This window comes from Stutzerimonas stutzeri (assembly GCF_000219605.1).
Lineage (GTDB): Bacteria > Pseudomonadota > Gammaproteobacteria > Pseudomonadales > Pseudomonadaceae > Stutzerimonas > Stutzerimonas stutzeri.
Window position 1 is genome coordinate 768,426 of sequence record NC_015740.1, and the last position, 25,270, is coordinate 793,695.

The following is a 25,270-nucleotide window of genomic DNA, read 5'->3' on the forward strand; positions in this document are numbered from 1 at the left end:
ATGCGATTGGGGGCCATGGTAGGCAGTGGGCGCTTGGGCTTTTTGATCCAGCTCAATGAAAGCCGCGTCGTCAGCTGCGACGTAATGCCCGGGTTGCTTTGCGTCAATTCACAGATGATAATGTTTCTCTTTTGAGTTAACGACCGTCTGCAAGGACCCCTCCATGCCTTCCTTCATCCCCCGCCTGTTGGCGGTTGCCGTGCTGCCGTGCTGCCTGCACCTGTATGCCGGGTCGCTCTCCGCGGCCCCGCTGGACGCTGCGCTCGATGAGAGCGAGCGCCTGTCTGCCGAAGCCAAGGCTTCGCAAGCGCGGATCGATCAGCTCGACGACGCCACGCGCGAGATGCTCACCGAGTACCGCAACGCGCTGCAGCAGACCGAAGCCCTGAAGGCCTACAACAAGCAGCTGCAGGAATTGACCGCTGCGCAGCGCAAGGAACTGGTGGGCTTCCAGCGCCAGCTGGACAGCATCGAGCGCACCCAGGAAGCGGTAACGCCGCAAATGAGTCGCATGGTCGAGGTGCTCGGCGAGTTCATCGCAGCCGACTTGCCGTTCCTGCCCGAGGAGCGCGCTGATCGCCTGGCCGGCCTGCAGGACCTGCTGCCGCGTGCCGACGTCAGTCTGGCGGAGAAGTACCGGCGCATCCTCGAGGCCTATCAGATCGAAAGCGACTACGGCCGCACACTGGAAGCCTGGCGCGGCGAACTGCCGGGCAATGGCGATTCGCGTAGCGTCGAGTTCCTCCGTCTGGGCCGGGTGATGCTCTATTACCAGACCCTCGATGCCCACGAGAGCGGCTGGTGGAACCCGCAGACGCGCAGCTGGGAAGTGCTCGATGGCAGCGCCCGACGGCCGCTGACCCAGGCCATCGCCATTGCCCGCCAGCAGCAGGCGCCCGCATATCTGCAACTGCCCGTGAAGACCCTGGCCGAGGAGGCCGCGCAATGAGCCGTCTGTTTTCCCTGTTCCTTGTCGCGCTGCTGCCGCTCACCTCTCATGCGGCGGAGCCGCTCAGTCCCGACCAGCTGCTCGAGCGCATTCGCAGCGACCGCGCGGCCGAGGTCAGCGCCATGCAGACCCGCGAGCAGGCCTTCGTGCGTGACCGTGGCGAGCAGCAGCAACTGCTGTCACGCGCACGGGCCGCCCTCGCCGAGCAGAAGGCCGAGGCCGAGCGGCTGAAGGCTGAATTCGACCGCCAGGAAGCGGAGCTGGCCGAGCAGGAAAAGCTGCTGGCACAGCGTGTCGGTCATCTCGGCGAGCTGTTCGGCGTGGTGCGGCAGAGTGCCGGTGATATCGCCGGCCAGTGGCAGGATAGCCTGCTCAATGCCCAGTATCCCGAGCGACTCAAGCAGCTGCGCAGCCTGGCCGAAAGTCGTGCCTTGCCATCAGCCGATGACCTCGATGCCTTCTGGATGACCCTCCTCGAAGACCTGGCGGCCAGCGGCCGCGTCGAGCGCGTGCAACTTCCGGTGGTGGGCACCGACGGTGCGCGCAGCGAGCAGCCGGTACTGCGTGTCGGCAGCTTCTCCGCCTTTACCAGCGACGCCTTCCTGCGCTACGACGCTGATGCCGGGGAGCTGCTGGTGCCGCCGCGTCAGCCTTCCGGCACGGGCCTGATCGAGGATTACCTGAAAAGCTCCGATGCCCTGGCCACGCTGCCTGTCGACCCGAGCCGGGGTACCCTGCTGGCGCAGTTGCAGCGCCAGCCGGACCTGTGGGATCGAGTCAAGCAGGGCGGTCTGGTCGGTGGCGTGATCCTGGTGCTCGGCGCCATCGGTCTGCTGCTGGCGATCTGGCGCATGGTCTATCTCGGTGGCATTGGCCGCAAGGTTGGAAGTCAGATGCGCGAGCTCAATCATCCGCGCGACGACAACCCGCTCGGCCGCATCATCGGCGTGCTGGGGCCCAAGCCGCAGCTGTCGGACCTGGAGACGCTGGAGCTCAAGCTGGACGAAGCCATCCTGCAGGAAACCCCGCCGCTGGAGCGTGGCCAACCGCTACTCAAGCTGCTCGCCGCCGTGGCGCCGCTGCTCGGCCTGCTGGGTACCGTGACCGGCATGATCATCACCTTCCAGGCCATCACCCAGAGTGGTGGCGGCGATTCGCGGCTGATGGCCGACGGCATTTCCCAGGCGCTGGTGACTACAGTGCTGGGCCTGGTGGTGGCGATTCCGCTGCTGTTCCTGCACAGCCTGTTGGCCAGCCGCAGCAAGGCGCTGATCCAGCTGCTGGAGCAGCAGAGCGCCGGGCTGATCGCGCTGCATCTGTCCGGAGCACCGCGCCGTGACTGATCTGCGCGCTCACTGGCTGAGTGTTGTCGACAGCGGTCACGCGCTGCTCGACTTCATGACCGCGGGTGGGGTGGTGATGTGGGCATTGGCCGGCCTGTGCGTGCTGTATTGGACGCTGGTGTTCGAGCGCCTGTGGTTCATGCGTCGGGTCTTCCCGCATTGGGTCGAGTCGCGCCGGCAGGCCTGGGCGCAGCTGGCCGATGAGCCCGGCAGCTGGCAGCGCGCCGTGCGCCTGGCCTGGCTGGCGCAGGCACAGCAGCAGCTGTCCGGCCCGCTGCGGTTGAGCAAGACGCTGGTTGCGATGTATCCGCTGCTCGGCCTGCTGGGCACGGTCAGCGGCATGATCGCGGTTTTCGATGTGCTGGCGCTCAGCGGCACCGGCAACCCTCGCGGCATGGCTGCGGGCGTCTGGCAGGCGACCCTGCCGACCATGGCCGGCATGGTGCTGGCCATCACGGGATTGTTCAGTCTGGCGCGCCTCGAGCGAATCGCGCGCCAGTCTCTCGACCGGCTGGCCGACCAGCTGCGTCACGATTGAGGATTAGCGGGATGCGTATGCGTCGTCACCATTACCAGCAGGAAGAAGACACCGGTATCGATCTCACGCCGATGCTCGACGTGGTCTTCATCATGCTGATCTTCTTCATCGTCACCAGCTCCTTCATCAAGGAGTCGGGTGTCGAGGTCCAGCGCCCGCAGGCCGATACCGCGAGCACGCAGGACAAGGGCAACATCCTTATCGCCGTCACCGCCGATGGGCAGGTCTGGATCGACAAGCAGGCGGTGGACGTGCGCAGCGTCCGCGCCCATGTCGAGCGGATGCGGGTGGATCAGCCCGAGGGCGCGGTGGTTGTCCAGGCAGACCAGGATGCCCGCACCGGCCTTGTGGTGCAGGTGATGGACCAGGCGCGCCAGGCCGGCGTGCAGGACGTGGCGCTGGCTGCCAGCACGGGGTCGCGCTGATGCAACCGCGGCTGGTCCGTTTCAGTCTGGCTTTTGTCGCCGCCTGCGTGGTGGCGCTGCTGCTGTTCGCCCTGATGCTGAGCATGGTCAATCCACCGCGCAGCAAGATTCAGGAAGACCCGCTGGCCATCGCCAATTTCGTGCGTATGGATGGACGCAACGAAGACAGCGTCACGCGCACTCGCCAGCAGGCGCCGCAACCGCCACAGCCGAAGACGCCGCAACCGCCGACGCCGCCGACGCCGAACATGGCCACGCCGGATGCCAACCTGCCGAAGCTCGACCTCGATCTGCCGAGCATCGATGCGGGCATTTCGGTTGCGACCGCGCCGGCGCCCAGCCTGACCGGCCTGACCGCTGCGCAGAGCACGCCTGCGGCCGCTCCGGCACCGGCTAGCGCGGCGGTCGAGGCGGCTGGCAAGCCGGGTGGCCCCGAGCAGGAAGTCATGCCGCTCAACGACGTGCGTCCGGAGTATCCCTATCGAGCACGGCAGCAGGGCATCGAGGGCCATATCAAGCTTGCCTTCACCATCAATCCCCAGGGGCGGGTGGAGAACATCCGCGTACTGGAGGCGTCACCACGCAACGTGTTCGATCGCGAGGCCCGGCGTGCTGCGGCCCGCTGGCGTTTCGCCCCGCGTACCGAGAACGGCGCGCCGGTATCCCGAGAAGCCGTTAAAACCCTGCACTTCCGCCTGCAAGGAGAACGCTGAAATGCTTCGTCTGCTGCTTGTGCTGACCCTTTTCCTCGCTGCTTCGGTCCAGGCTGCCCAGGCCATCGACCCGGCCGTGTTCATGGCGCTCGAGCGAGCGCAGACCGCGCAGAGCAAGGGCGACTATGCGGCTGCACGCAAGGCGCTGGACGGCGCGAGCGCCAAGCCGGGGAGCAACGAAGAGGCTTTGCTCTGGCGCAGCCGAGGCTATCTGGCCTGGGCCGAAGGCAACAACCGGCAGGCGCTGGAGTGGCTGGACAAGGCCGTGGCCAGCGGCAAGCTGGACGAGCAACTGCTGGCCGGCGAGCGCCTCAATCTGGCACGCTTGAACCTGGTCGAGGGGCGCTATGCCAAGGTCGTCAGCCTGCTGGGCTCGGCCAATCAGGCCGACGAGGAGATCCTGCAGATGCTGGTGCAGGCCTATCAGGGGCTCGGTCAGCATGCCAAGGCCCTGCCGCTGGCCGAACGTTACGTGCAGGCCAATCCGAAAGCCGGCGACACCTGGCTGCAGTTCCTGGTCGCCGGCAATGCCGAACTCAAACGCTATCAGGCCGCCGAACGCTGGCAACAGCAACTCTTGCTGCGCCATCCCGATCAGGTCAAGGCCTGGCGGCAGCTCGCCGGCCTTCAGCAGCTGGCCGGTGCCGAGGATCGCGCGCTGGCTACCCTACGGGCGGCGCACACCAAGGGGCTGCGCTTCACTGAGGCCGAGCTGGACAACCTGGTCGCGCTGGCCAGTGCCGCCGGCCAGCCCTGGCAGGGCGCCAAGCTGTTGGAGGGCATGCTTGCCTCGCGCTTGCTGCCGAGCAATGCGCAACGTCAGGAACGCATGGGCATGCTCTGGTGGCAGGCACGTGAGCGTACCGAAGCCGCCAAGATCTATCGGCAGTTGGCGACCCAGACCGGCAGTGCCAAGTTCTGGATGAATGTCGCACAGCTCGAACTGGAACAGGCCCGCTGGCAGGCCGGGCTCGAAGCGCTGAAACAGGCGGAGCGAGCCGGAGCGGAGCGTCGCTGGGTGCGCGAGTGGCGGGAGTGGGCTGAAGGCGAGCTCAGCTTCGAGCGCGAACGGCAGGTCGCCAGCGTCCGCTGATTGGCGTGGCGACCACGGCGATCACTATCGCCGTCGTCCTGCGCCTGCTGGTCACTGCAACTCGTAGGGATAGATCTTCTGCGCCTGCATGCGGTAGCCGGCCTCTGCCAGCTCGCTGCTGGCATGCTCGACGCGCATGGGCCCTTCGATCCAGAACGGCTCGTACAGCGCTTCTACCCGCACGCCCAGTTCACTGGTGGCATGCACGATCTGGTTGGACGGCGGTGGTGGCACATGGATGCAGGCGCCGAAATAGGGCACCAGCAGGAACTCAATGACGCGCCCTTCGTCGGTCATGTCCAGCGGCACGATATAGCCTGGCAATTTCACCATCTGCCCATCGAGCGCCTCGACCACCGGCGCGGCCGGCGACTGCTGTGCCGCGGCCGGGCCGGCCTCGGCGGCGAGCGCATCGGCCAGCTGCGACATGTCATGTATCGCCAGCGGCGGTGGCGGCGGAGGGGCTCCTTCCGGAATCAGCTCCGACCATTGCAGCAGACGGACTTCAGCCGCGTGCAGGGGCAGCGCGCAGGCCAGGAGCAGGGCGAACAGCAGGCGTGGCATGGGCTTCCTCATAGTCGGATCGACAGGCCATCGGCAAGCGATTGGCGATACGCCCGCCAGGCCGGCACGCTGCCCATCAGCAGCGCGGCCAGCAGGATAGCGCCAAGCAGGCTCCACTCATAGGCGCTCGGCCAGGCCAGCGGCAGATACAGGCCGTACAGGCTCTGCAGCGGCGCCTGTGCGATGGCGATCCCTGCATACAACAGGGCCAGCCCCAGCAGCGTGCCCGCCAGCGCCAGACCGAAGGCCTCGATGATCAACAGCGCGGCGATATGCCAGGGGCGAGCACCCACTGAGCGCAGGATCGCCATCTCCCGGCGACGTTCGTTGAGGCTGGTGAGGATCGCCGTCAGCATGCCGATCAGCCCGGTCAGCACGACGAATAGCGAGACCACGAACAGCGCCTTCTCGGCTGTGCCCATCAGGCTCCAGAGTTCCTGCAGGGCAACGCCGGGCAGGATCGCCAGCAGCGGTTCGCCGCGGTACTGGTTGATTTCCCGTTGCAGGGTGAACGTGGCGACCTTGCTGTTCAAGCCGAGCAGGAACGCCGTGATCTGCTGTGGCTGAAGATCTAGGCCACGCGCTTGCTCGGCGTCGATGCGTGCGGCGCCGCGCGCCGGCATGCCGTTCTGCCAGTCGATGTGCAGCGCTTCCATGCCGGCCAGGCTGATGTGCAGGGTGCGGTCGACAGGAGTGCCGGTGCGCTGCAGCACGCCAACCACGCGGAACGGCTTGTCGTCGTGCTGCACCAGGCTGACCCGAGCGGTGCCATGGGCCAGCACGATACTGTCGTCGAGCCGGTAGCCCAGCGCGCTGGCCACTTCGGCGCCCAGTACTACCTCGAACGGGTCGCTTTCGAAGGCGCGGCCTTCGGCCAGCTGCAGCTGCTGCTTGCGGCCGTAGCGGTAATGCTCGAAATAGGCGCTGCTGGTGCCCATCACTCGATAACCACGATGGGAATCGCCGAGGGAAATCGGGATTGCCCAGTCGACACGCGGGTGTTCGGCGAAGTGCTGGTAGCTTTCCCAGCGGATGTTGTTCGTCGCGTTACCGATGCGAAACACCGAATAGAGCAGCAGATTCACCGAGCCGGAGCGGGCGCCGACCACCAGATCGGTGCCGCTGATGGTGCTGGCGAAGCTGGCGCGGGTTTCGCTGCGTACCCGTTCGACGGCGAGCAGCAGGCACACTGACAGCGCGATGGCGAATACGGTCAACAGGGCGGTAAAGCGGCGATTGTTAAGGCTCGCCAGGGCCAGGCGCAGTAGATACATCGCTCAGCACTCCGGCGCGCGTGCGGCGCGATTGAGATCGGCCAGCGACAGGCTGCGGTCGAACAGCGGTGCGAGGCTTTGATCATGGCTGACGAACAGCAGGCTGGCGCCCGCCGCCCGGCACTCGGAAAACAGCAGTTTCAGGAAGGCTTCGCGGCTGTCCGCATCCAGTGCCGAGGTCGGCTCGTCGGCGATGACCAGCTCGGGCTGGCCGATCAGCGCTCGGGCGGCAGCCACGCGCTGCTGCTGGCCGATGGAGAGCGCATCGGCCCGCCGCTCGAACAGCTCCGGTGCCAGCCCCAGGTGCTCCAGCAGGCTGGCCGCGGCGGCGTCCGTGCTGCCGTGCCGCTTGCGCGCACGTTCGGCACGTAGCCGCGAAAAATGGCAGGGCAGACCGACGTTTTCACGCACCGAGAGAAAGGGCAGCAGGTTGAACTGCTGAAAGATGTAGCCGGTGTGATCGACCCGGAAGCGATCACGGGCGCCCGCCGACAGGCTGCCGAGGTCACGGTCGAGCAGGCGCACGCTGCCGCGCGCGGCCTTTTGCACGCCGCCGATCAGACCGAGCAGGGTGGTCTTGCCGCTGCCCGAGGGGCCTTTGAGAAACAGGCTCTCGCCGCGCTCGAGGCGAAAGCAGGGGATGTCCAGCAGCTCGGCCTGGCGTGGCCAGGCGAAGCCGAGGTTGTCGATTGCGAGAAGTGGAGCGGTCATCGATGTCCAGTGCCGGTTCAGAAAGGCAGCTGCGTGCGCGCCGGGGTCAGTTCCGCGCCCTGTTGGCCGTTGGGGCCGATCAGTTGTACCTGAATCTTCTCCGTGCCGGGGAATCGTTCGAACAGGCCCTTGAGATCCAGCGCCTGGAGCGCCCCCGGATTGCTGCAATCGAACTGGTAGCTTGCCTCGATATCACTGTGGCCGCCGTGTTCCTCTGCGGCGGCATGGCTGTGTTCGTGCTGGTGGTCATCGTCCTGGTCGCGGCGCTGGTAACCGGCGTGAGCCGAACCGAGCAGTTCGCCATGCAGGTGCTGCTCGCTGACCGAGCAGCCGGCGGCCGTCGGCAGGCCGAACAACGCTGCCGGTTGCTCCAGCTGGCTCCGCGCCTCGGCAATCTTCGCTTCGTCCGCTGGCGTGGCAGGTGCGTGTTCGAAGCCGACCAGGTTCATGGCCGGGCTGATGAACTCCAGTTCTAGACGCTTGCCATCCAGCGCGGCATTCAGGCGAGCCGCACCATGTTCGTGGGCGCCGAGGCTGGCAGCTTCTTCATGTTCGTGATGATGATCTTCATGTGCTTGGCTGTAGCTCAGGGGCAACAGAAGCACGGGTACGGCGAGCAGTAAGTGGCGCATGGTCAGCTCCATTGGCAAGGGTCCGTTACGTTATAACAACTTTGCCGCTTGGCTGGCCAGCGCGGCCCGTGCATGTGAGCATGAATGCATATTTCAGGAGGGACAGCATGATCCGAATCCGCGGACGCATAGGGGACTGGCCGGTCGATCTGGAAATCGAACTGGGCGAAGAGGACTGGTCGGGCCTGGCGCGTGGGCTGGGCGCCGTCGAGATCAGCTCGGCCGGGCGGCCTGCAACGGCGGCATCGCCGCCGGCCGATGCGCTCTGGCACAGCGCCCGGGAATGCCTGCGCAGTGCCGGGACGTTGGAAGGGCCGCAGTTGTTCGCCGAGCTGGAGGCGATCACCGGGAGCGCGCAGCTGGCCAAGCGGTTGCTGGTGCGGCTGCGTCATTGCGACGAGGTACGGGTCGAGCATGGCGCCGATTCGGCCTGCTATCACTGGATCGGCGAGCCCGCTGACGGACTCGCCACCAGCGGCGGCCGGGATCAGTAGATCGCCTGATAGAGCTTGCGGCGATACAGCGTCACCAGCGGATGGTCGTTGCCGAGCAGGTCGAAGACCTGCAGCAGGGTCTTGTGCGGCAGCCCGTCGGCATAGCTTCGGTTGCGCACGAACAGTCTGAGCAGCCCGTCCAGCGCCGCTTCATACTGCTGCCGCGCCAGCTGCTGGACGGCCAGCTGGTATGCCGCCTCGTCATCCTCGCCGTTCTGCGCCAGGCGGCTCTTCAGCGTAGCGGCATCGGGCAGGTCATTGGCCTGACGCAGGAACGTCAGTTGCGCGCGCGCGCCGGCCAGCGCCTGCTTGTGCTCATCGCCCTTCACGGCATTGAGCACGGTTTCCGCCTCGCCCAGCTCGCCCCGTTCGGCCAGGCAGCGCGCGTACAGAATCAGGCCGGCGGCGTTCTCGTTGTCCTCGCTGAGCAGCTGCTGCAGCTGCGCCTCTGCCTCGGCAAAACGGCCTTCGGCGAAGGCCGCCTCAGCGCTTTCCAGCAGATTGCCCTGCGGCGATGCCGGGGCCTGTACATGGGGCTCGAGCATGGCGCGAATCGCGGATTCCGGCTGCGCACCGGCGAAACCGTCCACCGGCTGGCCGTCCTTGAACAGCACCACGGTCGGCAGGCTGCGGATACCGAAGCGGGCGACGACCTCCTGCTCGATGTCGCAGTTGACCTTCGCCAGCAGCAACTCGCCCTGGTACTCCTCGGTGATCTTCGCCAGCAAGGGCATCAGCGCCTTGCATGGCGCGCACCATTCGGCCCAGAAATCCACCAGCACCGGCTTGTGGAACGAGTTCTCGAGCACCAGCTGTTCGAAACTGGCGGTGGTGACATCGAAGATATAGGGCGTCTGGCTCATCGGAATTCTCGTCGGCGACGGGTGACTGGGAAGCTGTGCATGGTAAGTGGGGGCGCGGCATGCAGGAAGCAAGGGCTCGCGCGACGGATGTCATTGGACTAAGGTTGCGCCGGCTTCGGCGTTACGGCAGCGATCCTGCCGCCGAGGCGAAACCCTTTTCCTAGACCGGTGCGGCGTTTGCAGTCGCGCGTCATAAGGAGCTTCACATGTCCGTTCTCTCCGATTTCCGGGAGCGCTATCTCGTGCGCTTCTGGTCGCCCCTGCCGGCGCTCGTCGCGCTGGGTGTCGCCTCCGCCTACTACTTCGCCATCACCGGAACCTTCTGGGCCGTCACCGGCGAATTCACCCGCTGGGGTGGGCACATCATTTCCTGGTTCGGCTACACCCCGCAGGAGTGGAGCTATTTCAAGCTGATCGGCCTGGCCGGTACGCCGCTCGATCGCATCGACGGCGTGATGATCATCGGCATGCTGCTTGGCGCGCTCTGTGCGGCGCTGTGGGCAAACAACGTCAGCCTGCGCTGGCCGACCAGCAGACGTCGCCTGCTGCAGGGCCTGATCGGCGGCATCATCGCCGGCTTCGGTGCGCGTCTGGCCATGGGCTGCAACCTGGCGGCCTTCTTCACCGGCATTCCAATGTTCTCGCTGCATGCCTGGGCTTTCATGCTGGCCACCGTGGGCGGCGCCTGGATCGGCGTGAAGATCTGCCTGCTGCCCTGGCTGCGCACGCCGCTGAAGGTCGGTAGCCAAGCCAGTTCGCTGTTCGGTGACGTGGAAGGCACGCGGCGGCGGGCCTCTTTGCAGGCGCGCCTCGGCACCGGGGTGGCGGTGCTGGCCATCGCATTCGCTGCCTGGCGCTTCGATGCCTCGCTGGTGCTGGGCATGGCGGTGCTGTTCGGCTTGTTGTTCGGCGGGCTGATCGAGCGGGCGCAGATCTGCTTCACCAGTGCCGCCCGCGACCTCTGGACCACCGGCCGAACCCGCGCGGCCTACGGCATCCTGCTCGGCATGGCGGTGGCCTGCGTCGGTACGTTCGGTGCCATCGCGCTGGGGGCAAGCCCGAAGATTTTCTGGATGGGGCCGAACGCGATTCTCGGCGGCGTGCTGTTCGGCATTGGCATTGTCGTCGCCGGTGGCTGCGAAACCGGCTGGATGTATCGCGCCATGGAAGGGCAGGTGCACTTCTGGGTGGTGGGCGTCGGCAACGTCATCGGCGGCACGCTGGTGGCGGTGTACTGGGACCAGCTGGGCACGTCGCTGGCGCTGCCCTATCCGAAGATCAATCTGCTGGAGAGCTTCGGCCCGGCCAGCGGATTGCTGCTGACCTTTGCCGGCCTGGCCGTCGCCATGTTGCTGGTGCACCTCAACGCACGTCGTTTCCAACCGAAAAGGAGTCCTGCCCGTGAGCCAGGCCAAACCGAATCTCTCGCTTGATCTGCGGGGCGAGCACTGCCCGTATAACGCCATCGCCACGCTGGAAACCCTGGCGACCATGCAACCAGGGCAGTTGCTGGAAGTGGTGACGGACTGTTCGCAGTCGGTGCACGGCATTCCCGAGGACGCCACGGCCAAGGGTTACAACTGCCTGGCGGTGGAGCAGCACGGTCCGCTGTTCCGCTTTCTCATCGAAGTGCCGCGCTGAGCAGGCCATGTGACGGTCGCTATGGCGCTGCCAGCGGCCAGCGTCCCAGCGCGTCGTAGCGCACGCCGCCCGGCGTTGCCGTCGACAGATAGAGGCCGAAGTGGTCGGCGTGCCAGGCGAAGCCCGGCGCGGCGCCGCTCGATCGGCTGCGGGCCTGGCGGGCCAGCGTCAGGTGCGGGAGGAAGGGCCGGCTGTCGAGCACCACGCCTAGCGCGGCCAGATGCTCGGCAAGGGTAGCGACCAGCCTCGACAGGGCCTGCGGCGTCGTGCTCGGTTGCAGGCAGATGAAGCCCTTGCCGATGGTGGTGAGCCGGTCCAGCCGGAGGTCGAATGCCGTCCCCTCGATGCCTGATGCCATGGTCAGCAGCGCATCCAGCCGCTCTTTCGGCTGGGCACCGAGAAAGGCCAGGGTCATGTGCAGATTGGCTTCGGCCACCGGGCGCCCGTCGAATGCCTGGCCGTCACGCCAGGCGCAGATGGCCGTCGCCTGCTCGGGCGGGCAGGGCAGGGCGAAGAACAGGCGCAGACTTTCCTCGCTCATGGTGTCTCCGTATGGCTAGCGCGTCGCGTGGTAGAGGCTCACCTGGCGAAACTCCGCCGGCTCTGCCAGATCCGGCCAGGTGCACGCATTAAGTACGGCCAGGCGCCGGTACAGCGGGTGGGCGAAGTCCCGCACGCGGGAGTCGGCCACCAGCGCTTCCCGGCCTCGGCTGAGAAACTGGTCCAGCAGCGGCAGGTTGGCGCGGTCGTAGAGCACATCGGCGACGAGGATCAGATCGAAGCGATCCGCTTCGCCGAAGAAGTCCTGCGAATAGCGTAGCTCGACACCGTTGAGCGCGGCGTTCGCCCGGCAGGCGGCGAGTGCCAGCGGGTCCAGGTCGCAGGCCACCACCTCGGCGGCTCCTGCCTTGGCCGCGGCGATGGCGGCGACGCCGGAACCCGTGCCGAAATCCAGCACGCGCTTGCCGCGCACCCAGTCCGGGCGCTCGGCCAGCCAGCGGGCCAGGACCAGTCCGCTGGCCCAGCAGAAACACCAATATGGTGGCTCGTCGAGAATGCGCCGGGTTTCTTCGGGGCTGAAGGCGCGATCCATGTTGGCCGCATCGATCAGCCAGAGGCGCAGCTCGGTGTCCGGCAGCGTCTCGGCGACCAGGCGGGCATCGCCCAGCAGTTCGTGCAGCGCGGCCTGCAGCTGCGCCGGTGCGCTCACGGTGCCGGAACCAGCTGCAGCGGTCCGAGCGCCTGGCTGGCGGCACTCGATATGGTGCGCGGCGGCAGGCGCATGATCAGCTGGCCGGCGCGCGTGACGCGGCCGCGCAGCTCGACGCGCTGGCCGGCCGGGAAGGCGTCGGGGTTGAACTGGAGGATGAACGGCAGCTCACCGTCGCGGCCCTTGAGCTGCACGTTACTGAGCAGGCGGTCGGGCTGGTCGCGACGATCGACCTCCAAGAGGGCCAGCTCCACGTCGCTGCCGGCCGGTGCGCCGATCAGGCTGCCGCTCAGTTCGTTGAGCAGTTTGGAATGGGGGGTGGTGCTCAGCTCGACGGGAGCCGTCGGTGGCTCGCTGGGTTGGCTGCCGCAGCCGGCGAGCAGCGTCAGCAGGGCGGGCAGAACGAGAAAACGTGATGGCACGGACGGCCTCCTGAACGGCGATTGCGGGCTTGTATAGCAGCAAAGCCGTCGCCTTGTCTTGCCGGTCGGATGCGCTACCATGGCCGTCCCGACGTACGACCGATTCCAGCCCCATGCATTGTCCCTTCTGCGGTGCCCATGACACCAAGGTCATCGATTCTCGCCTGGTCGCCGAGGGCGATCAGGTGCGCCGCCGCCGCGAGTGCCTGGCCTGTGGCGAGCGCTTCACCACCTTCGAAACCGCCGAGCTGGTGATGCCGCGACTGATCAAATCCGACGGCAGTCGCCAGCCGTTCGACGAGCAGAAACTGCGCGCCGGCATGCAGCGTGCGCTGGAGAAACGCCCGGTCAGCGTCGAGCGCCTGGAAGCTGCGATCGCCCATATCAAGCATCAGCTGCGCGCCACCGGCGAGCGTGAGATCAAGTCGCGCGTGCTCGGCGAGCTGGTGATGGCCGAGCTGCAGAAGCTCGACGAGGTCGCCTATATCCGCTTCGCCTCGGTCTACCGCCGCTTCCAAGACCTCAACGAGTTCCGCGAGGAAATCGAGCGGCTGTCCCGCGAGCCGGCCAAGCCCGAATGACGGCCGATCACGCCTGGATGGCCCGGGCGCTGCAGTTGGCACGCAAGGGGCTTTATTCGACCCATCCGAACCCGCGGGTCGGTTGCGTCATCGTCGCCGATGGCGAACTGGTCGGTGAGGGCTGGCACGTACGCGCCGGCGAGCCACATGCCGAAGTCCATGCGCTGCGCCAGGCCGGCGAGCGCGCCCGCGGTGCCACCGCCTACGTCACCCTCGAACCCTGCAGCCATTACGGGCGCACGCCGCCCTGTGCCGAAGCGCTGGTCAAGGCCGGTGTCGGGCGCGTGGTGGCGGCCATGCAGGACCCCAATCCGCAGGTCGCCGGGAACGGTCTGGAGCGGCTGCGCAGCGCCGGTATCGAAGTTGCCAGCGGCGTGCTGGAAGGCGAGGCGCGGGAACTCAATGCGGGCTTTACCAAGCGCATGGAAAGCGGCCTGCCATACGTGCGCGCCAAGCTGGCCATGAGCCTGGACGGGCGCACCGCGATGGCCAGCGGCGAGAGCCAGTGGATCACCGGCCCGGCGGCGCGTGCCGAGGTGCAGCGCCTGCGCGCCCGCTCCAGCGTGGTGCTGACCGGCGCTGACACCGTGCTGATGGATGTCGCGCGGCTGACCGTACGCGGCGCCGAACTGGGGCTGGATGCGGAAACCATTGCGCTGGCGCTGCAGCGCCCGCCGCTGCGGGTGCTGGTCGATGGTCGGCTGCGCGTGCCGCTGGATGCGCCGTTCTTTCAGGCCGGTCCGGCGCTGGTCGTCACGGTGGTCGCCGGCTGCGAGGAGACCTATCGTCGCGCCGGTCACGAGGCGCTGGTGCTGGGGCAGGAGCGGGTCGACCTGGCCGCGCTGCTGCGCGAGCTGGCTGCCCGTGGTGCCAACGAGGTGCTGGTCGAGGCCGGACCGCGGCTGGTCGGTGCGTTCGCCAGCCTCGGCCTGATCGACGAGTACCAGCTGTTCATGGCGGCCAAGTTTCTCGGCTCCTCGGCGCGGCCGCTGCTGGAGCTTCCGCTCGAGCGCATGAGCGAGGCGCGCGAGTTGAAGATCGTCGACATCCGTGCGGTGGGCGACGACTGGAAGATCGTGGCGCGCCCGGCCAACTGATCGGCAACCCGTGTCGGCGGTGTCCGCCGATAGCCTGCGTCTTGCATTCAGATAGCTGCTACCGGGCGATAACGGGCTGCCCCGCGTCGCTATTTGTGTTAAAAACGCTGCCGGGCCGCAAACGGCCCAACGTTCTCAGGGCGGGGTGCGATTCCCCACCGGCGGTAATGGCGCAGTTACAAGGATGAAAGCGTAGCGAGCGCTGAGCAGGCAAGGCGTGATTCGACGAGAAGGCGGGCTTTACTGGGGGCAGCGAGGCCTTGGTAAATGAGCACTTCGAGGAGGAGCACAACGCAGCATGCTCTGCGCGCAGTAGCTTTCAATCGCGTCTAGCCCGCGAGCGCTTGCTTCGGCAAGGTCAGCAGACCCGGTGTGATTCCGGGGCCGACGGTATAGTCCGGATGAGAGAGAGCGGGATATTCCGATGGGCGCCGTCCGTGCACCCGTCATGCATCCCTATCGATCCGTAGCGCCCTGTTTTTCAAAAACAGGAGTTCGTCGTATGCAGCGTTTTATCCGCCTTCCACGGGAGGCCACATGTTCACCGGAATAATCGAAGCCATCGGCACCATCCGTGCGCTCACACCCAAGGGCGGCGACGTCCGCGTGCTGGTCGAAACCGGCAAGCTGGATCTGGGCGACGTCAAGCTGGGCGACAGCATCGCCGTCAACGGCGTCTGCCTGACGGCGGTGGAGCTGCCGGGTAACGGCTTCTGGGCCGACGTCAGCCGCGAAACTCTGGCGCGCACCGCCTTCATCGATCTCAAGGCCGGCAGCCGGGTCAACCTGGAAAAGGCGCTGACCCCCACCAGCCGCCTCGGCGGTCATCTGGTCAGCGGCCATGTCGATGGTGTCGGCGAGGTCGTGGCGCGGGAAGATAATGCCCGCGCCGTGCAGTTCCGCATCCGCGCGCCGCGCGAGCTGGCCAAGTACATTGCGCTCAAGGGGTCGATCACCGTCGACGGCACCAGCCTCACGGTCAATGCGGTCAATGGCGCCGAATTCGAGCTGACCATCGTGCCGCACACCCTCGGCGAAACCATCATGGCCGACTACCGCCCCGGGCGGCAGGTGAACCTGGAGGTCGACCTGCTGGCGCGCTACCTGGAGCGCCTGATGATGGGCGACAAGGCCGCCGAACCCAAGGCCTCGGGGCTCACCGAAGGTTTTCTCGCCGAGCACGGCTACCTGAAGAATTGAGGAGACGCCCGATGGCGCTCAATACCGCTGAAGAACTGATCGAAGACATCCGCGCCGGCAAGATGGTCATCCTCATGGATGACGAGGATCGCGAGAACGAGGGCGACATCATTGTCGCCTCCGAGTGCGTGACCGCCGAGCACATCAATTTCATGGCGCGCTTCGCCCGCGGCCTGATCTGCATGCCCATGACCCGCGAACGCTGCGAGCTGCTCAAGCTGCCGCTGATGGCGCCGCGCAACGGCTCGGGCTTCGGCACCAAGTTCACCGTTTCCATCGAGGCCGCCGAAGGCGTGACCACCGGCATTTCCGCGGCTGACCGCGCGCGTACCGTGCAGGCCGCGGTGGCGAAGAACGCCAAGGCCGAGGACATCGTCAGCCCCGGCCACATCTTTCCGCTGATGGCGCAACCGGGCGGCGTGCTGGCGCGTGCCGGCCACACCGAGGCCGCCTGTGACCTGGCGCGCATGGCCGGGTTCGAGGCCAGCGGCGTGATCTGCGAAATCATGAATGACGACGGCACCATGGCGCGCCGTCCTGAGCTGGAAGTCTTCGCCGAGCAGCACGGGCTGAAGATCGGCACCATCGCCGACCTGATCCACTACCGCATGATCCACGAGCGCACCGTGCAGCGGGTTTCCGAGCAGCCGCTGGAAACCGAGCTGGGCCAGTTCAACCTGGTCACCTACCGCGACGGCGTCGAGGACACCGTGCACATGGCACTGACCCGCGGTGAGATTTCCCCGGAAGAGCCGACCCTGGTGCGCGTGCACAACATGGAGCCGCTGCGTGATCTGCTGCTGGTCACCGTGCCGGGGCGCTGGAGCCTGCGCGCTGCGATGAGCGAGGTGGCCAAGGCCGGCAAGGGCGTGGTGCTGCTGCTCGGCAATCCGCTGACCGGCCCGCAGCTGCTGGCGCAGCTGACCCGTCAGCAGCCGCCGACCCCGGCCACCTACAGCACCGTCGGCGCCGGTTCGCAGATCCTGCGTGACCTGGGCGTGCGCAAGATGCGCCTGATGAGCGCGCCGATGAAGTTCAACGCGATATCCGGCTTTGATCTGGAAGTTGTAGAATACCTGCCCGCTGAGTAAGGGTGCCGCGCTACTGCGCTTGGACATACTGCGTTGAAAACAGGCGAGGCTTGCTCATTTACCTCGGTAAACTCCGCCGCCTCACCTGCTTTCGCCTTGTCTGTCCTGCGCTCGCTACGCGCTGCTCCGTAGGGCTGTCCTGTTTTGTCCATAAGCTCTTTAACGCTATACGAGATTTGTACCATGCCCCTGAAGACCATCGAAGGAACCTTCATCGCCCCGCAGGGCAAATACGCCCTGGTCGTAGGCCGCTTCAACAGCTTCGTCGTCGAGAGCCTGGTCAGCGGCGCGGTCGACGCGCTGGTTCGCCACGGCGTCAGCGAAAACGACATCACCATCATCCGCGCACCGGGTGCCTTCGAGATTCCGCTGGTCGCCCAGAAGGTCGCGCAGCAGGGTGAATACGACGCCATCATCGCCCTCGGCGCGGTCATCCGCGGTGGCACGCCGCACTTCGAATATGTCGCCGGTGAGTGCACCAAGGGCCTGGCCCAGGTCTCCATGGAGTTCGGCGTTCCGGTAGCCTTTGGCGTGCTGACCGTCGATTCCATCGAACAGGCCATCGAGCGCTCCGGCACCAAGGCCGGTAACAAAGGCGCCGAAGCCGCACTCTCCGCACTGGAAATGGTGAGTCTGCTGTCGCAGCTGGAGGCGAAGTGAGCCTGAATCACGACGATAGCCAGGACGCACCGCAGCCCAAGGCCAAGGGCAAGATCGCCACGCGCCGGGTCGCTCGCAGCCTGGCGATGCAGGCGTTGTATCAGTGGCACATGGCCGGTCAGAGCCTCAACGAGATCGAGGCGCAGTTCCGCGTCGACAACGATTTCAGCGGTGTTGACGGTGCCTACTTCCACGAACTGCTCAATGGCGTGGCGCGCAAGAAGACCGAGGTCGACCAGGCCATTGCGCCGAATCTCGACCGTCCGCTGGACGAGCTCGATCCGGTGGAGCTGGCCATCCTGCGCCTGTCGACCTACGAGCTGATGCAGCGCATCGACGTGCCGTACCGCGTGGTCATCAACGAAGGCATCGAGCTGGCCAAGGTCTACGGCGCCACCGACGGACACAAGTTCGTCAACGGCGTGCTGGACAAGCTGGCCCCATCGTTGCGCAGCGCCGAAGTGCGCAACCACAAGCGCTGAGGGCCGCTCGCCTTGCTGGGTGAGTTCGAGCTGATCCGTCACTACTTCGCCGCCGCCGCTTGTGCCAGGGCCGGCGGCGAAGTCGTTCTCGGCATCGGCGATGATTGCGCCCTGCTGCAGATCCCCTCCGGTGAACAGCTGGCCGTGTCCACCGACACCCTGGTCGCCGGCGTGCATTTCCCCGATCCCTGCGATCCGTTCCTGCTCGGCCAGCGCGCCCTGGCCGTCGCCGCCAGCGACCTGGCCGGCATGGGCGCCACACCCATCGGCTTCACCCTTGCCCTGAGCCTGCCGAGCGGCGATCCGCTCTGGCTCGCCGAGTTCGCCCGCGGACTGGATGCGATGGCGCTCGACTGCAGCCTGCGTCTGATTGGCGGCGATACCACCCGTGGCCCGCTGAGCCTGACTGTCACCGTGTTCGGCCGCGTGCCGTCCGGGCAGGCACTGGTTCGGTCCGGCGCGCAGGTCGGCGATCTGCTCTGCGTCGGCGGCGTGCTGGGCGAGGCAGCCGGCGCGTTGCCGCTGGTGTTGCGGCAGGCCGAAGCCGATGCGCATGTCGCTGAACACCTGCTGGCGCGTTACTGGTCACCCCAACCGCAGCTGGCCCTGGGCGAGGCGCTACGAGGCAAGGCCACGGCGGCGCTGGATATCTCCGACGGCCTGCTGGCTGACTGCGGGCATATTGCCAAGGCATCACGCGTCGCGCTGCAGATCGAGCGTGATCGGCTGCCGTTGTCCGAGCCGCTGTGCCGTTTCGCCGGCGACGCCGAAGCGCTGCGTTGCGCGCTGGCTGGCGGCGACGACTACCTGCTGGCCTTCACCCTGCCGCCTGCCGAGCTGGCGCCGCTGCAGGCTGCCGGCTGGCCGGTGCAGGTCATCGGCCGGGTGATGGCAGGGGAGGGTGTTCAGCTGATCGATGCAGCGGGCAACGAAGTGCCCGTCTCCGAGCGGGGCTACAACCATTTCAATGCGTAAGCGCCGCTGCGAGAGCAGCCGCTTGCCTCCGACCCGATAAGGAATGCTGTTTTGACTGATACCTCACCGGTCGCGGCGAAGCCGCAAACCCTGGTCTGGTCCAACCCCTGGCACAACCTGGCGTTCGGCTTTGGCTCCGGGTTGATGCCCAAGGCGCCGGGCACCTGGGGTTCGCTGGTAGCGCTGCCGTTTGTGCCGCTGTGGCAGTTGCTGCCAGGCTGGGGCTATCTGCTGATGCTCGGCCTGAGCATGCTGTTCGGCGTCTGGCTGTGCGGCAAGGTGGCGCGCGAGCTCGGCGTGCACGACCACGAAGGCATCGTCTGGGACGAATTCGTGGGTATCTGGATCACCTTCTGGCTGGTGCCGGAGGGCTGGTACTGGCTGCTGCTCGGCTTCGTGGTGTTTCGCGTGATGGATATCGCCAAGCCGTGGCCGATCAGCTGGGTGGATCGGCATATCCATGGCGGGGTGGGCATCATGCTCGACGATATCCTTGCCGGGGTCGCCGCCTGGGCGGTCATGCAGGGGCTGGTGGCGCTGTTGGTTTGATTGTGCGTCCGGTCGCTGCAGGTCGCTGACGGTTGGTGGATGATCGGCGGCTCCGGTCCGGGCGGCCAGATTTCGAGGAAGGAATAGCCATGCGTAGCATCCCCGTTCTGTTCGCCGGCCTGTTGCTGCTGCCCGCGCTGACACAGGCCGCCTCAATGGTGCAGGTGGTCGGGCTGTTTCCCGGCGCGGCGGTGGTCAACGTCGACGGCCAGCGCAAGCTGGTCAAGGTCGGGCAGACCGGGCCGGGCGGCGTTCAGGTGGTCAGTGCCGATGCCAGCGGCGCGGTGCTGAGGGTCGACGGCGTCGAACGTCACTACAACCTGAGCCGCGAATACAGCGGCGCCTACGCGGCGCCGAGCAAGACCCAGCTGAGCGTGGCCAAGGGTACCGGCGGCCATTACTGGATCGCCGGTGCGATCAATGGCCAGCCGATCCAGTTTCTCGTCGACACCGGCGCCACCTCGGTGGCGATCAACGAGCACCAGGCCCGCCGGCTGGGCATCGACTACCGCGTCAACGGTCGGGCGATGGTAGTGAGCACTGCCAGCGGCACGGCCAAGGCCTGGCGCGTGCACTTGAACAGCGTCAAGGTCGGGGCGATCGAAGTGCTCGGCGTCGAGGCTGTCGTCGTCGAGGGCGGTTCGCCCACCGACGCGCTGCTCGGCATGAGCTTTCTCGGGCGCGTCAGCTGGCGCGAGGAGCAGGGCGTGCTGGTGCTGGAGTCGAAGACGTCCTGAGCGCCGACCGGGTTGCCGGTCTGGACGGCAGTATCGGCGCGCTCGTCGGCGAAACTCTCGCGCCTGATTCGCCCGCAGTTAGTGTTACAATGTCCGCTTTTCTGCCGCCTGGGATTTCCGCCCGTGTCTGTCGTGTTCGTCGCCGCTTCCCAACTGCCGACGCCGTTCGGCGTGTTCACCATGCATGGTTTTCTCGACCAGGACACTGGCAAGGAACATGTCGCGCTGACCCTCGGCGATGTGGCCGATGGCAAGCCGGTGCTGGGGCGTCTGCATTCCGAATGCCTGACCGGCGATGCGCTGTTCAGCCTGCGCTGTGACTGCGGCTTTCAGCTGGAAGCGGCGCTGCGCGCGATAGCCGACGAAGGACGCGGCGTACTGCTTTATCTGCGCCAGGAAGGCCGTGGTATCGGCCTGCTGAACAAGATCCGCGCCTACGAGCTGCAGGATGCCGGCGCCGATACCGTCGAGGCCAACGAGCGCCTGGGCTTCGCCCCGGACATGCGCGACTACGGTATCTGCCTGCCGATGCTCGAGCATCTGGGCATCGGCGAAATCAAGCTGATGACCAACAACCCGCGCAAGGTCAAGGCGCTGCAGGGCTTCGGCATCCGCGTGGCCGAGCGCAAACCGCTGCAGATCGCGCACAACCCGCACAACCGCAAGTATCTCGCGACCAAGGCCGGCAAGCTCGGTCATATGCTCGGCGAGATCCACCAGGGCGAAGCCGAGCAGTCGTGAGCCGCGTCGCCGCCCGCCGCCAGCTTGCGCGTGACGGCTGGCTGCATACGCTGCTGATGGTGCTGCCTGTGTTGGTGCTCGGGCGCGCATCGGTGGTGTTTGCCGATTGGGGGCTACCGCTCTTCGCTGCTGGCATGGTTTCGCTGTTCTTCAGCCTGCGGGCCTTCACCGCCTTCAAACACGCACTGATCGCCACCGAGCAGGCGCTGGACAGTCCTGCCGAGGCGGAAGCCTGGGCGCGTTTGCGCCGCGTTCGCCGATGCGGCCTGTTGATCGCGTCGCTGCCGGCCTGGTTCGCGGCCGCCGGGGCTCTGCTGGGCATGGAGCCGGTCGCCCGCCTGTTGCTGGTATTCGGCAGCCTGGTGCTGCTGGTGCTCTACCGTATTCCGCGGCAGCTGCACTGATGCGTCTCCTGCTGCTGGCCGCCCTGGCACTGCTGGCCACGTTGCCTGCGGTTGCCGCGCAGCGGGTCGTAAGCCTGGCGCCCTCGCTCAGCGAAATCATGCTGGAACTCGATGCCGTAGACCGCCTGGCCGGTGTGCTGGACGGCGGCGAACGTCCCGCTGCCCTGGCTCAGGTACCGTCGGTGGGGCGTTATGGACAGGTGGAGATGGAGACCTTGCTCAGCCTGCGCCCCGATCTGGTCCTGCTCTGGCCGGACAGCGTGCCGCGCAGCCAGCGCGAGCAGCTGCAGCAGTTCGGTATTCCCGTGCTGGTGGTGGCGCAGACTCGCCTCGACGGGCTGGCCGAGCAATTCAGGGTGATCGGCCAGGCGGTCGGACGCACGGAGCAGGGCGAGCGCCTGGCCGAGGCGTTTCGCGCCGGGCTCGCCGAGCTGCGCACAGCCTACGCCCGTGAACGGCCGTTGCGGGTGTTCTACCAGATCTGGAACCGCCCGCTGTATACCCTCGGCGGGCAACAGATCATCAGCGAAGCCATCGAGGTGTGTGGTGGGCAGAACATTTTCGCCGACCTGACCCTGGCCGCCCCGCAGGTCAGCATCGAAGCCGTGCTTGCCCGCGATCCCGAAGTCATTCTGGCCGGCAGCGGGGCGCAGCTGGACGAGTGGCAGGCCTGGCCGCAGCTCAGCGCCGTGCGCGATGGGAGGTTACTGGAAGTGCCGGACAAGGGCCTGGAGCGACCGAGCTTCCAGATGCTGGGAGCGATCCGGAAGCTCTGCAGGATTATGGCGCAGGCGGCGTCTGGATAGCGCTGGGCTCGCTTCTGCTGTCTCTGATGACTTCCGTCCTTTTTTCTTCCTCTGTCAGGTGCCGAGAGCCGTCAGCGCTTGCCGTAGCTCTTGCTGACGAACTGTACTTCACTGATGCCGCGCCTCTGGTTGATCACGAGGGTCATCACGAAGAAGACATTGACCATCATGTTGCACAACCTCGGCAGGATCGGCGGCACGTCGATGCCTTCCTGATCGACCCGGACCATCGCACGAATGGCTTTTTTCGCGCATGAGCGTGCGTGGTGAAGTTGCGGTACCGGTGCACTGCCGCGTGGCAGTACGAAGCCCTGCAGGCGGGTGCTCACTTCCATCTGATAATGGCTCAACCGGCCTTGCAGCCAGACCACGTCGGCCTCCTCCACGGCCAGCCGTCCGCGAATCGAGCCATTGACATGGAAGGCCAGCGGCTGCAGTTGTTCGAGATCGGCGCGCAGGTCGTCGAACGGCATGAGGTCGATGATTTCGCCTATATGCCCGCACAACTCATCGGTGATCACCTCGAAATCGCACAGTACCGAGGTTTCATGAATGAAGGGATAGCAGACCTCGTCCCAGTTCCTGCTCGGTTTCAATGCCATGTTCACCTCGCCTGAATGATGGGGGGCTGCTGTGTGAAGTCCACATACACCTCGACCTGAAATACCTCGGCCAGATCCTCAGCCGTCAGCACCTCTTCTGGCGTGCCGGTGCGGTATATGCGGCCCTGGTGCATCAGGCAAAGGCGATCGCAATAACGCGCCGCCAATCCCAAATCATGGATCGAGACCAGCACGCCGCAACCTTCGCCCGCATATTGCCTGAGCAATTGCAGAATATGCCGCTGGTAATACAGGTCGAGGCTGGCGACCGGTTCGTCGGCGATCAGCACGCGAGGCTCGCCGGCCAGCACGCGGGCCAGCCAGACGCGCGTCTGCTCGCCGCCGGAGAGCTGGTCGATACGCCGCCCGCGCCATTGCCAGACGCCGGCCTGGTGCATGGCATGGTGGATCTTGCCGACATCCTCATCGCCCCAGGGCAGGCGGCCAAGGGTGACGATGTTCTCCACGGTCAAAGCCCAGGCGCTTTGGCTGGACTGCGGCAACAGCGCGACCTGGCGCGCACGTTCGTCGCCGCGCAGGTCTTGGCTGGACTGGCCGCCGATTTCTACCTGGCCGCGGTACGTTTGCACGCCGGCCAGGCAGTTGAGCAAAGTGGACTTGCCCGAGCCGTTGGGGCCGATGATGCCCAGCACCTCACCGGCAGCGAGAGCCAGATCGGCTTCATGCAGGCGCTCGGCCACGCTCAACTGGTGCGCTCGAATCAGCTCCATTTCCGCCGCTCCCGCCAAACCAGCCAAATGAACAATGGGGCTCCGATCAGCGATGTCAGTACTCCAAGTTTGAGTTCGCGCCCTGGTGGTAACAGCCGGACGAGCAGGTCGGCGCACAGCACCAGCGTGGCACCAGCCAGCATCGATGGGATCAGCAGACGATCGGGCCGGTGCTTGACCAACGGGCGCACCAGGTGGGGCACGATCAGCCCGACAAAACCTATGGCGCCGGCTACCGCCACCGCCGAGCCGACCAGCACCGCCGCCCCTAGCACGATCAGCCGGCTGCCGCGTTTGACGTTCAATCCGAGGCTTTGCGCAGCACGCTCGCCAAGACTGAGGCCATACAGCAGCGGACGTTGGCGCAGAATCAGTAGTCCTCCGATCAGCAGGGCCGGCAGCAAGATGCGCAGGTGGTTCAGCCCACGTTCGGACACTGAGCCCAGCAGCCAGAACACCAGTTCCTGCATGGCATAGGGGTTGGGTGCGAAGTTCAGCAGCACCGCCAGCAGCGCACCGCTGACGGTGGATATTGCCAGCCCAGCCATGATGACCATCGACGGACGCGAGGAGCCGGCCAAGGCGAGCATGAGGACGAGGGCAACGCCGGCTCCCAGTAACCCGGCCAGTGCTGGCGCCATCTCGCCGGCGAAGGACAGCAGACCGAAGTAGAACACCGCTGCTGCGCCGAGCGCCGCGCCCTGGCTGGCGCCGATGAGGCCCGGATCGGCCAGCGGATTGCGCAGCAGGCCCTGCAATGCGGCGCCGGAGAGACCCAGCGCCGCGCCGACACAGATGGCCAGCAACGTACGCGGCAGGCGAATGTCGCCAACCACGATGGCATCGAGCGTGTCCGAGCCGCGCAGCCAGTCGAGCAGGCCGCCGACCAGGCTGACAGAGGTCGAGCCCAGGCTCAGCGAAAGCAGGACGGCAATCAGCAATGCAACGCCCAGCAGCGGCGTGATCAGTCGAGCCATTGGTGCAGTTGTCCTATCAGGTCCCAGGTCCAGGGCCCCGGGCATTGCCAGCGCCAGTAATCGGTGGCTAACCAGCGTTCAGGCGGTACGGCCCTGGCCAGTGCCGGATGCTCGGCAAATTGATTGGCCAGCGCACGATGTGCAGGCGCGGCCCAGAGGATGGCGTCCGGTGGATCGCTGACGATGCTTTCCAGATCCAGGCGCAGGTAGCCGGGCTCGGTCAGGTAGTTGCTCCAACCGGCATGCTCGAGAATCTCGTGTTCCAGCGTGCCGGTGCCTGTTCCGATGCCATTTGAGCCGAGCAGCAACAGGCGCTGGGGCCTGGTAGGGCGGCGATGTGGCGCGGGTACTTCGCTAGCGAGCGCTTCGGACAGTTGCAGATGACGCAAAAACTGTTTTTCGTATGCCACCACCTGCTGCAGAGTCAGCGGCAGCGCCAGCACTTCCACGCGCACGCCCAGGCTCTGCAGCCGTTGGCGCAACATGACCGCAGCATATTGGCCGACCAGCACCAGGTCTGGCCGCAGCGCATAGATGCTCTCCAGGCTGCCGTCGTGCAATGGCCACTCGGGGCCGATCCAGTCGATGGGGTAGCGCTTCTGGAGCGCGGACAGGGCTGCCACGTTTTGCCGGTCGGCATGATGCGCCACCAGCCAGTCCAGGCACAGATCGAGGGACAGGATGCGCTGGGGCGTCGCTGCCAGAACCCAGCTTGGTAATGCCAGCAACATGATCAGCAGAGCAATCGCCAGGCGCAGCATGGAG

At 66.3% G+C, this 25,270-nt stretch carries 33 protein-coding genes; 21 read left to right on the top strand and 12 right to left on the bottom strand.

Going from position 1 to position 25,270, the window contains the following annotated elements; translation table 11 throughout:
• Positions 1 to 163 precede the first annotated feature (163 nt).
• From PSTAB_RS03570 to PSTAB_RS03595, 6 genes are read left to right on the top strand one after another with little or no spacing between them, the layout of a single operon-like run.
• On the top strand, positions 164 to 949 hold the full coding sequence (locus PSTAB_RS03570) for a DUF3450 domain-containing protein (protein ID WP_013981723.1): 786 nt from the start codon (positions 164 to 166) through the stop codon (positions 947 to 949).
• Positions 946 to 2,292, top strand: coding sequence for a MotA/TolQ/ExbB proton channel family protein (locus PSTAB_RS03575; RefSeq protein WP_013981724.1), 1,347 nt, complete (start codon positions 946 to 948; stop codon positions 2,290 to 2,292). The genes PSTAB_RS03570 and PSTAB_RS03575 overlap by 4 nt, the downstream gene beginning before the upstream one ends.
• Positions 2,285 to 2,830, top strand: a complete 546-nt coding sequence (locus tag PSTAB_RS03580; protein ID WP_011912010.1) for a MotA/TolQ/ExbB proton channel family protein — start codon at positions 2,285 to 2,287, stop codon at positions 2,828 to 2,830. The genes PSTAB_RS03575 and PSTAB_RS03580 overlap by 8 nt, the downstream gene beginning before the upstream one ends.
• A gap of 11 nt (positions 2,831 to 2,841) precedes the next feature.
• Positions 2,842 to 3,255, top strand: coding sequence for an ExbD/TolR family protein (locus tag PSTAB_RS03585; protein ID WP_013981725.1), 414 nt, complete (start codon positions 2,842 to 2,844; stop codon positions 3,253 to 3,255).
• A complete protein-coding gene (locus PSTAB_RS03590; RefSeq protein WP_013981726.1) occupies positions 3,255 to 3,968 on the top strand; it encodes an energy transducer TonB in 714 nt (237 codons plus the stop codon). Before PSTAB_RS03585 ends, PSTAB_RS03590 begins: the two co-directional genes overlap by 1 nt.
• A 1-nt stretch (position 3,969) precedes the next feature.
• Complete coding sequence (locus tag PSTAB_RS03595; RefSeq protein WP_013981727.1) at positions 3,970 to 5,061, top strand: tetratricopeptide repeat protein; 1,092 nt, start codon at positions 3,970 to 3,972, stop codon at positions 5,059 to 5,061.
• Positions 5,062 to 5,112: 51 nt separating this feature from the next.
• On the opposite strand, the gene PSTAB_RS03600 is transcribed toward PSTAB_RS03595, so the two are convergent.
• The 4 genes from PSTAB_RS03600 to PSTAB_RS03615 are packed head-to-tail and all read right to left on the bottom strand — an operon-like array spanning position 5,113 to position 8,254.
• Complete coding sequence (locus PSTAB_RS03600; RefSeq protein ID WP_013981728.1) at positions 5,113 to 5,625, bottom strand: DUF3299 domain-containing protein; 513 nt, start codon at positions 5,623 to 5,625, stop codon at positions 5,113 to 5,115.
• Between the two features lie 8 nt (positions 5,626 to 5,633).
• Positions 5,634 to 6,899 (bottom strand): ABC transporter permease, encoded by a 1,266-nt coding sequence (locus PSTAB_RS03605; RefSeq protein WP_013981729.1) that lies wholly within the window; start codon positions 6,897 to 6,899, stop codon positions 5,634 to 5,636.
• A gap of 3 nt (positions 6,900 to 6,902) precedes the next feature.
• Positions 6,903 to 7,610, bottom strand: a complete 708-nt coding sequence (locus tag PSTAB_RS03610) for an ABC transporter ATP-binding protein (RefSeq protein WP_013981730.1) — start codon at positions 7,608 to 7,610, stop codon at positions 6,903 to 6,905.
• Positions 7,611 to 7,627: 17 nt separating this feature from the next.
• Positions 7,628 to 8,254 carry a DUF2796 domain-containing protein gene (locus PSTAB_RS03615; RefSeq protein WP_013981731.1) on the bottom strand — a complete coding sequence of 209 codons (627 nt, stop codon included), beginning with the start codon at positions 8,252 to 8,254 and terminating at the stop codon, positions 7,628 to 7,630.
• A 95-nt stretch (positions 8,255 to 8,349) separates the two neighbouring features.
• On the opposite strand from PSTAB_RS03615, the gene PSTAB_RS03620 reads away from it, so the two are divergent.
• The gene (locus PSTAB_RS03620; protein WP_013981732.1) at positions 8,350 to 8,736 is read left to right on the top strand and encodes a hypothetical protein; all 387 of its coding nucleotides are present in this window, start codon (positions 8,350 to 8,352) and stop codon (positions 8,734 to 8,736) included.
• Here PSTAB_RS03620 and trxA read toward each other — a convergent pair.
• The gene (trxA, locus tag PSTAB_RS03625) at positions 8,730 to 9,599 is read right to left on the bottom strand and encodes a thioredoxin (protein WP_013981733.1); all 870 of its coding nucleotides are present in this window, start codon (positions 9,597 to 9,599) and stop codon (positions 8,730 to 8,732) included. The two genes, PSTAB_RS03620 and trxA, sit on opposite strands and share 7 nt — an antisense overlap.
• A 206-nt stretch (positions 9,600 to 9,805) precedes the next feature.
• On the opposite strand from trxA, the gene yedE reads away from it, so the two are divergent.
• Positions 9,806 to 11,032, top strand: a complete 1,227-nt coding sequence (gene yedE, locus PSTAB_RS03630) for a selenium metabolism membrane protein YedE/FdhT (protein WP_013981734.1) — start codon at positions 9,806 to 9,808, stop codon at positions 11,030 to 11,032.
• A complete protein-coding gene (gene yedF / locus PSTAB_RS03635; protein ID WP_013981735.1) occupies positions 11,001 to 11,240 on the top strand; it encodes a sulfurtransferase-like selenium metabolism protein YedF in 240 nt (79 codons plus the stop codon). Before yedE ends, yedF begins: the two co-directional genes overlap by 32 nt.
• A 19-nt stretch (positions 11,241 to 11,259) precedes the next feature.
• Here yedF and thpR read toward each other — a convergent pair whose 3' ends face one another.
• The 3 genes from thpR to PSTAB_RS03650 are packed head-to-tail and all read right to left on the bottom strand — an operon-like array spanning position 11,260 to position 12,872.
• Positions 11,260 to 11,781 (bottom strand): RNA 2',3'-cyclic phosphodiesterase, encoded by a 522-nt coding sequence (thpR, locus tag PSTAB_RS03640; protein ID WP_013981736.1) that lies wholly within the window; start codon positions 11,779 to 11,781, stop codon positions 11,260 to 11,262.
• Positions 11,782 to 11,796: 15 nt separating this feature from the next.
• Entirely contained in the window at positions 11,797 to 12,450 is a 654-nt protein-coding gene (locus PSTAB_RS03645) for a class I SAM-dependent methyltransferase (RefSeq protein ID WP_013981737.1), read from the bottom strand.
• Complete coding sequence (locus PSTAB_RS03650) at positions 12,447 to 12,872, bottom strand: YbaY family lipoprotein (protein WP_013981738.1); 426 nt, start codon at positions 12,870 to 12,872, stop codon at positions 12,447 to 12,449. Before PSTAB_RS03650 ends, PSTAB_RS03645 begins: the two co-directional genes overlap by 4 nt.
• 113 nt (positions 12,873 to 12,985) lie before the next feature.
• On the opposite strand from PSTAB_RS03650, the gene nrdR reads away from it, so the two are divergent.
• The 12 genes from nrdR (at position 12,986) to PSTAB_RS03710 (ending at position 22,195) form a co-directional block, all read left to right on the top strand.
• On the top strand, positions 12,986 to 13,453 hold the full coding sequence (gene nrdR, locus PSTAB_RS03655; RefSeq protein ID WP_003304016.1) for a transcriptional regulator NrdR: 468 nt from the start codon (positions 12,986 to 12,988) through the stop codon (positions 13,451 to 13,453).
• Positions 13,450 to 14,550, top strand: a complete 1,101-nt coding sequence (gene ribD / locus PSTAB_RS03660; protein WP_013981739.1) for a bifunctional diaminohydroxyphosphoribosylaminopyrimidine deaminase/5-amino-6-(5-phosphoribosylamino)uracil reductase RibD — start codon at positions 13,450 to 13,452, stop codon at positions 14,548 to 14,550. The genes nrdR and ribD overlap by 4 nt, the downstream gene beginning before the upstream one ends.
• Before the next feature lie 537 nt (positions 14,551 to 15,087).
• Positions 15,088 to 15,750, top strand: coding sequence for a riboflavin synthase (locus PSTAB_RS03665; protein ID WP_011912026.1), 663 nt, complete (start codon positions 15,088 to 15,090; stop codon positions 15,748 to 15,750).
• A gap of 11 nt (positions 15,751 to 15,761) precedes the next feature.
• Complete coding sequence (gene ribBA / locus PSTAB_RS03670; RefSeq protein ID WP_013981740.1) at positions 15,762 to 16,841, top strand: bifunctional 3,4-dihydroxy-2-butanone-4-phosphate synthase/GTP cyclohydrolase II; 1,080 nt, start codon at positions 15,762 to 15,764, stop codon at positions 16,839 to 16,841.
• Positions 16,842 to 17,024: 183 nt separating this feature from the next.
• A complete protein-coding gene (ribH, locus tag PSTAB_RS03675) occupies positions 17,025 to 17,501 on the top strand; it encodes a 6,7-dimethyl-8-ribityllumazine synthase (RefSeq protein ID WP_011912028.1) in 477 nt (158 codons plus the stop codon).
• Positions 17,498 to 17,983 (top strand): transcription antitermination factor NusB, encoded by a 486-nt coding sequence (nusB, locus tag PSTAB_RS03680; RefSeq protein ID WP_011912029.1) that lies wholly within the window; start codon positions 17,498 to 17,500, stop codon positions 17,981 to 17,983. Before ribH ends, nusB begins: the two co-directional genes overlap by 4 nt.
• A gap of 12 nt (positions 17,984 to 17,995) precedes the next feature.
• Positions 17,996 to 18,958, top strand: a complete 963-nt coding sequence (gene thiL / locus PSTAB_RS03685) for a thiamine-phosphate kinase (protein WP_013981741.1) — start codon at positions 17,996 to 17,998, stop codon at positions 18,956 to 18,958.
• Positions 18,959 to 19,009: 51 nt separating this feature from the next.
• The gene (locus PSTAB_RS03690) at positions 19,010 to 19,507 is read left to right on the top strand and encodes a phosphatidylglycerophosphatase A family protein (protein WP_013981742.1); all 498 of its coding nucleotides are present in this window, start codon (positions 19,010 to 19,012) and stop codon (positions 19,505 to 19,507) included.
• Positions 19,508 to 19,596: 89 nt separating this feature from the next.
• Positions 19,597 to 20,244 (top strand): retropepsin-like aspartic protease family protein, encoded by a 648-nt coding sequence (locus PSTAB_RS03695; protein WP_013981743.1) that lies wholly within the window; start codon positions 19,597 to 19,599, stop codon positions 20,242 to 20,244.
• Between the two features lie 123 nt (positions 20,245 to 20,367).
• Positions 20,368 to 20,985 carry a GTP cyclohydrolase II gene (gene ribA, locus PSTAB_RS03700; protein WP_017244894.1) on the top strand — a complete coding sequence of 206 codons (618 nt, stop codon included), beginning with the start codon at positions 20,368 to 20,370 and terminating at the stop codon, positions 20,983 to 20,985.
• The gene (locus PSTAB_RS03705) at positions 20,982 to 21,389 is read left to right on the top strand and encodes a hypothetical protein (protein ID WP_013981745.1); all 408 of its coding nucleotides are present in this window, start codon (positions 20,982 to 20,984) and stop codon (positions 21,387 to 21,389) included. The genes ribA and PSTAB_RS03705 overlap by 4 nt, the downstream gene beginning before the upstream one ends.
• Entirely contained in the window at positions 21,389 to 22,195 is an 807-nt protein-coding gene (locus tag PSTAB_RS03710; RefSeq protein ID WP_013981746.1) for a cobalamin-binding protein, read from the top strand. The genes PSTAB_RS03705 and PSTAB_RS03710 overlap by 1 nt, the downstream gene beginning before the upstream one ends.
• Before the next feature lie 71 nt (positions 22,196 to 22,266).
• Here the strand turns inward: PSTAB_RS03710 and PSTAB_RS03715 are convergent, their stop codons facing one another.
• Genes PSTAB_RS03715 through PSTAB_RS03730 form a run of 4 tightly spaced genes read right to left on the bottom strand, consistent with a single transcriptional unit; the run spans position 22,267 to position 25,266 of the window.
• Complete coding sequence (locus tag PSTAB_RS03715; protein WP_013981747.1) at positions 22,267 to 22,797, bottom strand: ATP:cob(I)alamin adenosyltransferase; 531 nt, start codon at positions 22,795 to 22,797, stop codon at positions 22,267 to 22,269.
• A 2-nt stretch (positions 22,798 to 22,799) separates the two neighbouring features.
• A complete protein-coding gene (locus PSTAB_RS03720) occupies positions 22,800 to 23,498 on the bottom strand; it encodes an ABC transporter ATP-binding protein (protein WP_237234194.1) in 699 nt (232 codons plus the stop codon).
• A gap of 20 nt (positions 23,499 to 23,518) precedes the next feature.
• Positions 23,519 to 24,505 (bottom strand): FecCD family ABC transporter permease, encoded by a 987-nt coding sequence (locus PSTAB_RS03725; RefSeq protein ID WP_013981749.1) that lies wholly within the window; start codon positions 24,503 to 24,505, stop codon positions 23,519 to 23,521.
• Positions 24,493 to 25,266, bottom strand: a complete 774-nt coding sequence (locus tag PSTAB_RS03730; protein ID WP_013981750.1) for an ABC transporter substrate-binding protein — start codon at positions 25,264 to 25,266, stop codon at positions 24,493 to 24,495. The genes PSTAB_RS03725 and PSTAB_RS03730 overlap by 13 nt, the downstream gene beginning before the upstream one ends.
• Positions 25,267 to 25,270 lie beyond the last annotated feature (4 nt).

What these genes read in the sequence shown, in the direction of transcription:
- PSTAB_RS03570 (WP_013981723.1), top strand. Translation starts at nt 164, where the DNA reads ATGCCTTCCTTCATCCCCCGCCTGTTGGCGGTTGCCGTGCTGCCGTGC.
- PSTAB_RS03575 (WP_013981724.1), top strand. Translation starts at nt 946, where the DNA reads ATGAGCCGTCTGTTTTCCCTGTTCCTTGTCGCGCTGCTGCCGCTCACC.
- PSTAB_RS03585 (WP_013981725.1), top strand. Translation starts at nt 2,842, where the DNA reads ATGCGTATGCGTCGTCACCATTACCAGCAGGAAGAAGACACCGGTATC.
- PSTAB_RS03590 (WP_013981726.1), top strand. Translation starts at nt 3,255, where the DNA reads ATGCAACCGCGGCTGGTCCGTTTCAGTCTGGCTTTTGTCGCCGCCTGC.
- PSTAB_RS03595 (WP_013981727.1), top strand. Translation starts at nt 3,970, where the DNA reads ATGCTTCGTCTGCTGCTTGTGCTGACCCTTTTCCTCGCTGCTTCGGTC.
- PSTAB_RS03600 (WP_013981728.1), bottom strand. Translation starts at nt 5,625, where the DNA reads ATGCCACGCCTGCTGTTCGCCCTGCTCCTGGCCTGCGCGCTGCCCCTG.
- PSTAB_RS03605 (WP_013981729.1), bottom strand. Translation starts at nt 6,899, where the DNA reads ATGTATCTACTGCGCCTGGCCCTGGCGAGCCTTAACAATCGCCGCTTT.
- PSTAB_RS03610 (WP_013981730.1), bottom strand. Translation starts at nt 7,610, where the DNA reads ATGACCGCTCCACTTCTCGCAATCGACAACCTCGGCTTCGCCTGGCCA.
- PSTAB_RS03615 (WP_013981731.1), bottom strand. Translation starts at nt 8,254, where the DNA reads ATGGAGCTGACCATGCGCCACTTACTGCTCGCCGTACCCGTGCTTCTG.
- PSTAB_RS03620 (WP_013981732.1), top strand. Translation starts at nt 8,350, where the DNA reads ATGATCCGAATCCGCGGACGCATAGGGGACTGGCCGGTCGATCTGGAA.
- trxA (WP_013981733.1), bottom strand. Translation starts at nt 9,599, where the DNA reads ATGAGCCAGACGCCCTATATCTTCGATGTCACCACCGCCAGTTTCGAA.
- yedE (WP_013981734.1), top strand. Translation starts at nt 9,806, where the DNA reads ATGTCCGTTCTCTCCGATTTCCGGGAGCGCTATCTCGTGCGCTTCTGG.
- thpR (WP_013981736.1), bottom strand. Translation starts at nt 11,781, where the DNA reads ATGAGCGAGGAAAGTCTGCGCCTGTTCTTCGCCCTGCCCTGCCCGCCC.
- nrdR (WP_003304016.1), top strand. Translation starts at nt 12,986, where the DNA reads ATGCATTGTCCCTTCTGCGGTGCCCATGACACCAAGGTCATCGATTCT.
- ribD (WP_013981739.1), top strand. Translation starts at nt 13,450, where the DNA reads ATGACGGCCGATCACGCCTGGATGGCCCGGGCGCTGCAGTTGGCACGC.
- PSTAB_RS03665 (WP_011912026.1), top strand. Translation starts at nt 15,088, where the DNA reads ATGTTCACCGGAATAATCGAAGCCATCGGCACCATCCGTGCGCTCACA.
- ribBA (WP_013981740.1), top strand. Translation starts at nt 15,762, where the DNA reads ATGGCGCTCAATACCGCTGAAGAACTGATCGAAGACATCCGCGCCGGC.
- ribH (WP_011912028.1), top strand. Translation starts at nt 17,025, where the DNA reads ATGCCCCTGAAGACCATCGAAGGAACCTTCATCGCCCCGCAGGGCAAA.
- PSTAB_RS03695 (WP_013981743.1), top strand. Translation starts at nt 19,597, where the DNA reads ATGCGTAGCATCCCCGTTCTGTTCGCCGGCCTGTTGCTGCTGCCCGCG.
- PSTAB_RS03710 (WP_013981746.1), top strand. Translation starts at nt 21,389, where the DNA reads ATGCGTCTCCTGCTGCTGGCCGCCCTGGCACTGCTGGCCACGTTGCCT.
- PSTAB_RS03715 (WP_013981747.1), bottom strand. Translation starts at nt 22,797, where the DNA reads ATGGCATTGAAACCGAGCAGGAACTGGGACGAGGTCTGCTATCCCTTC.
- PSTAB_RS03725 (WP_013981749.1), bottom strand. Translation starts at nt 24,505, where the DNA reads ATGGCTCGACTGATCACGCCGCTGCTGGGCGTTGCATTGCTGATTGCC.
- PSTAB_RS03730 (WP_013981750.1), bottom strand. Translation starts at nt 25,266, where the DNA reads ATGCTGCGCCTGGCGATTGCTCTGCTGATCATGTTGCTGGCATTACCA.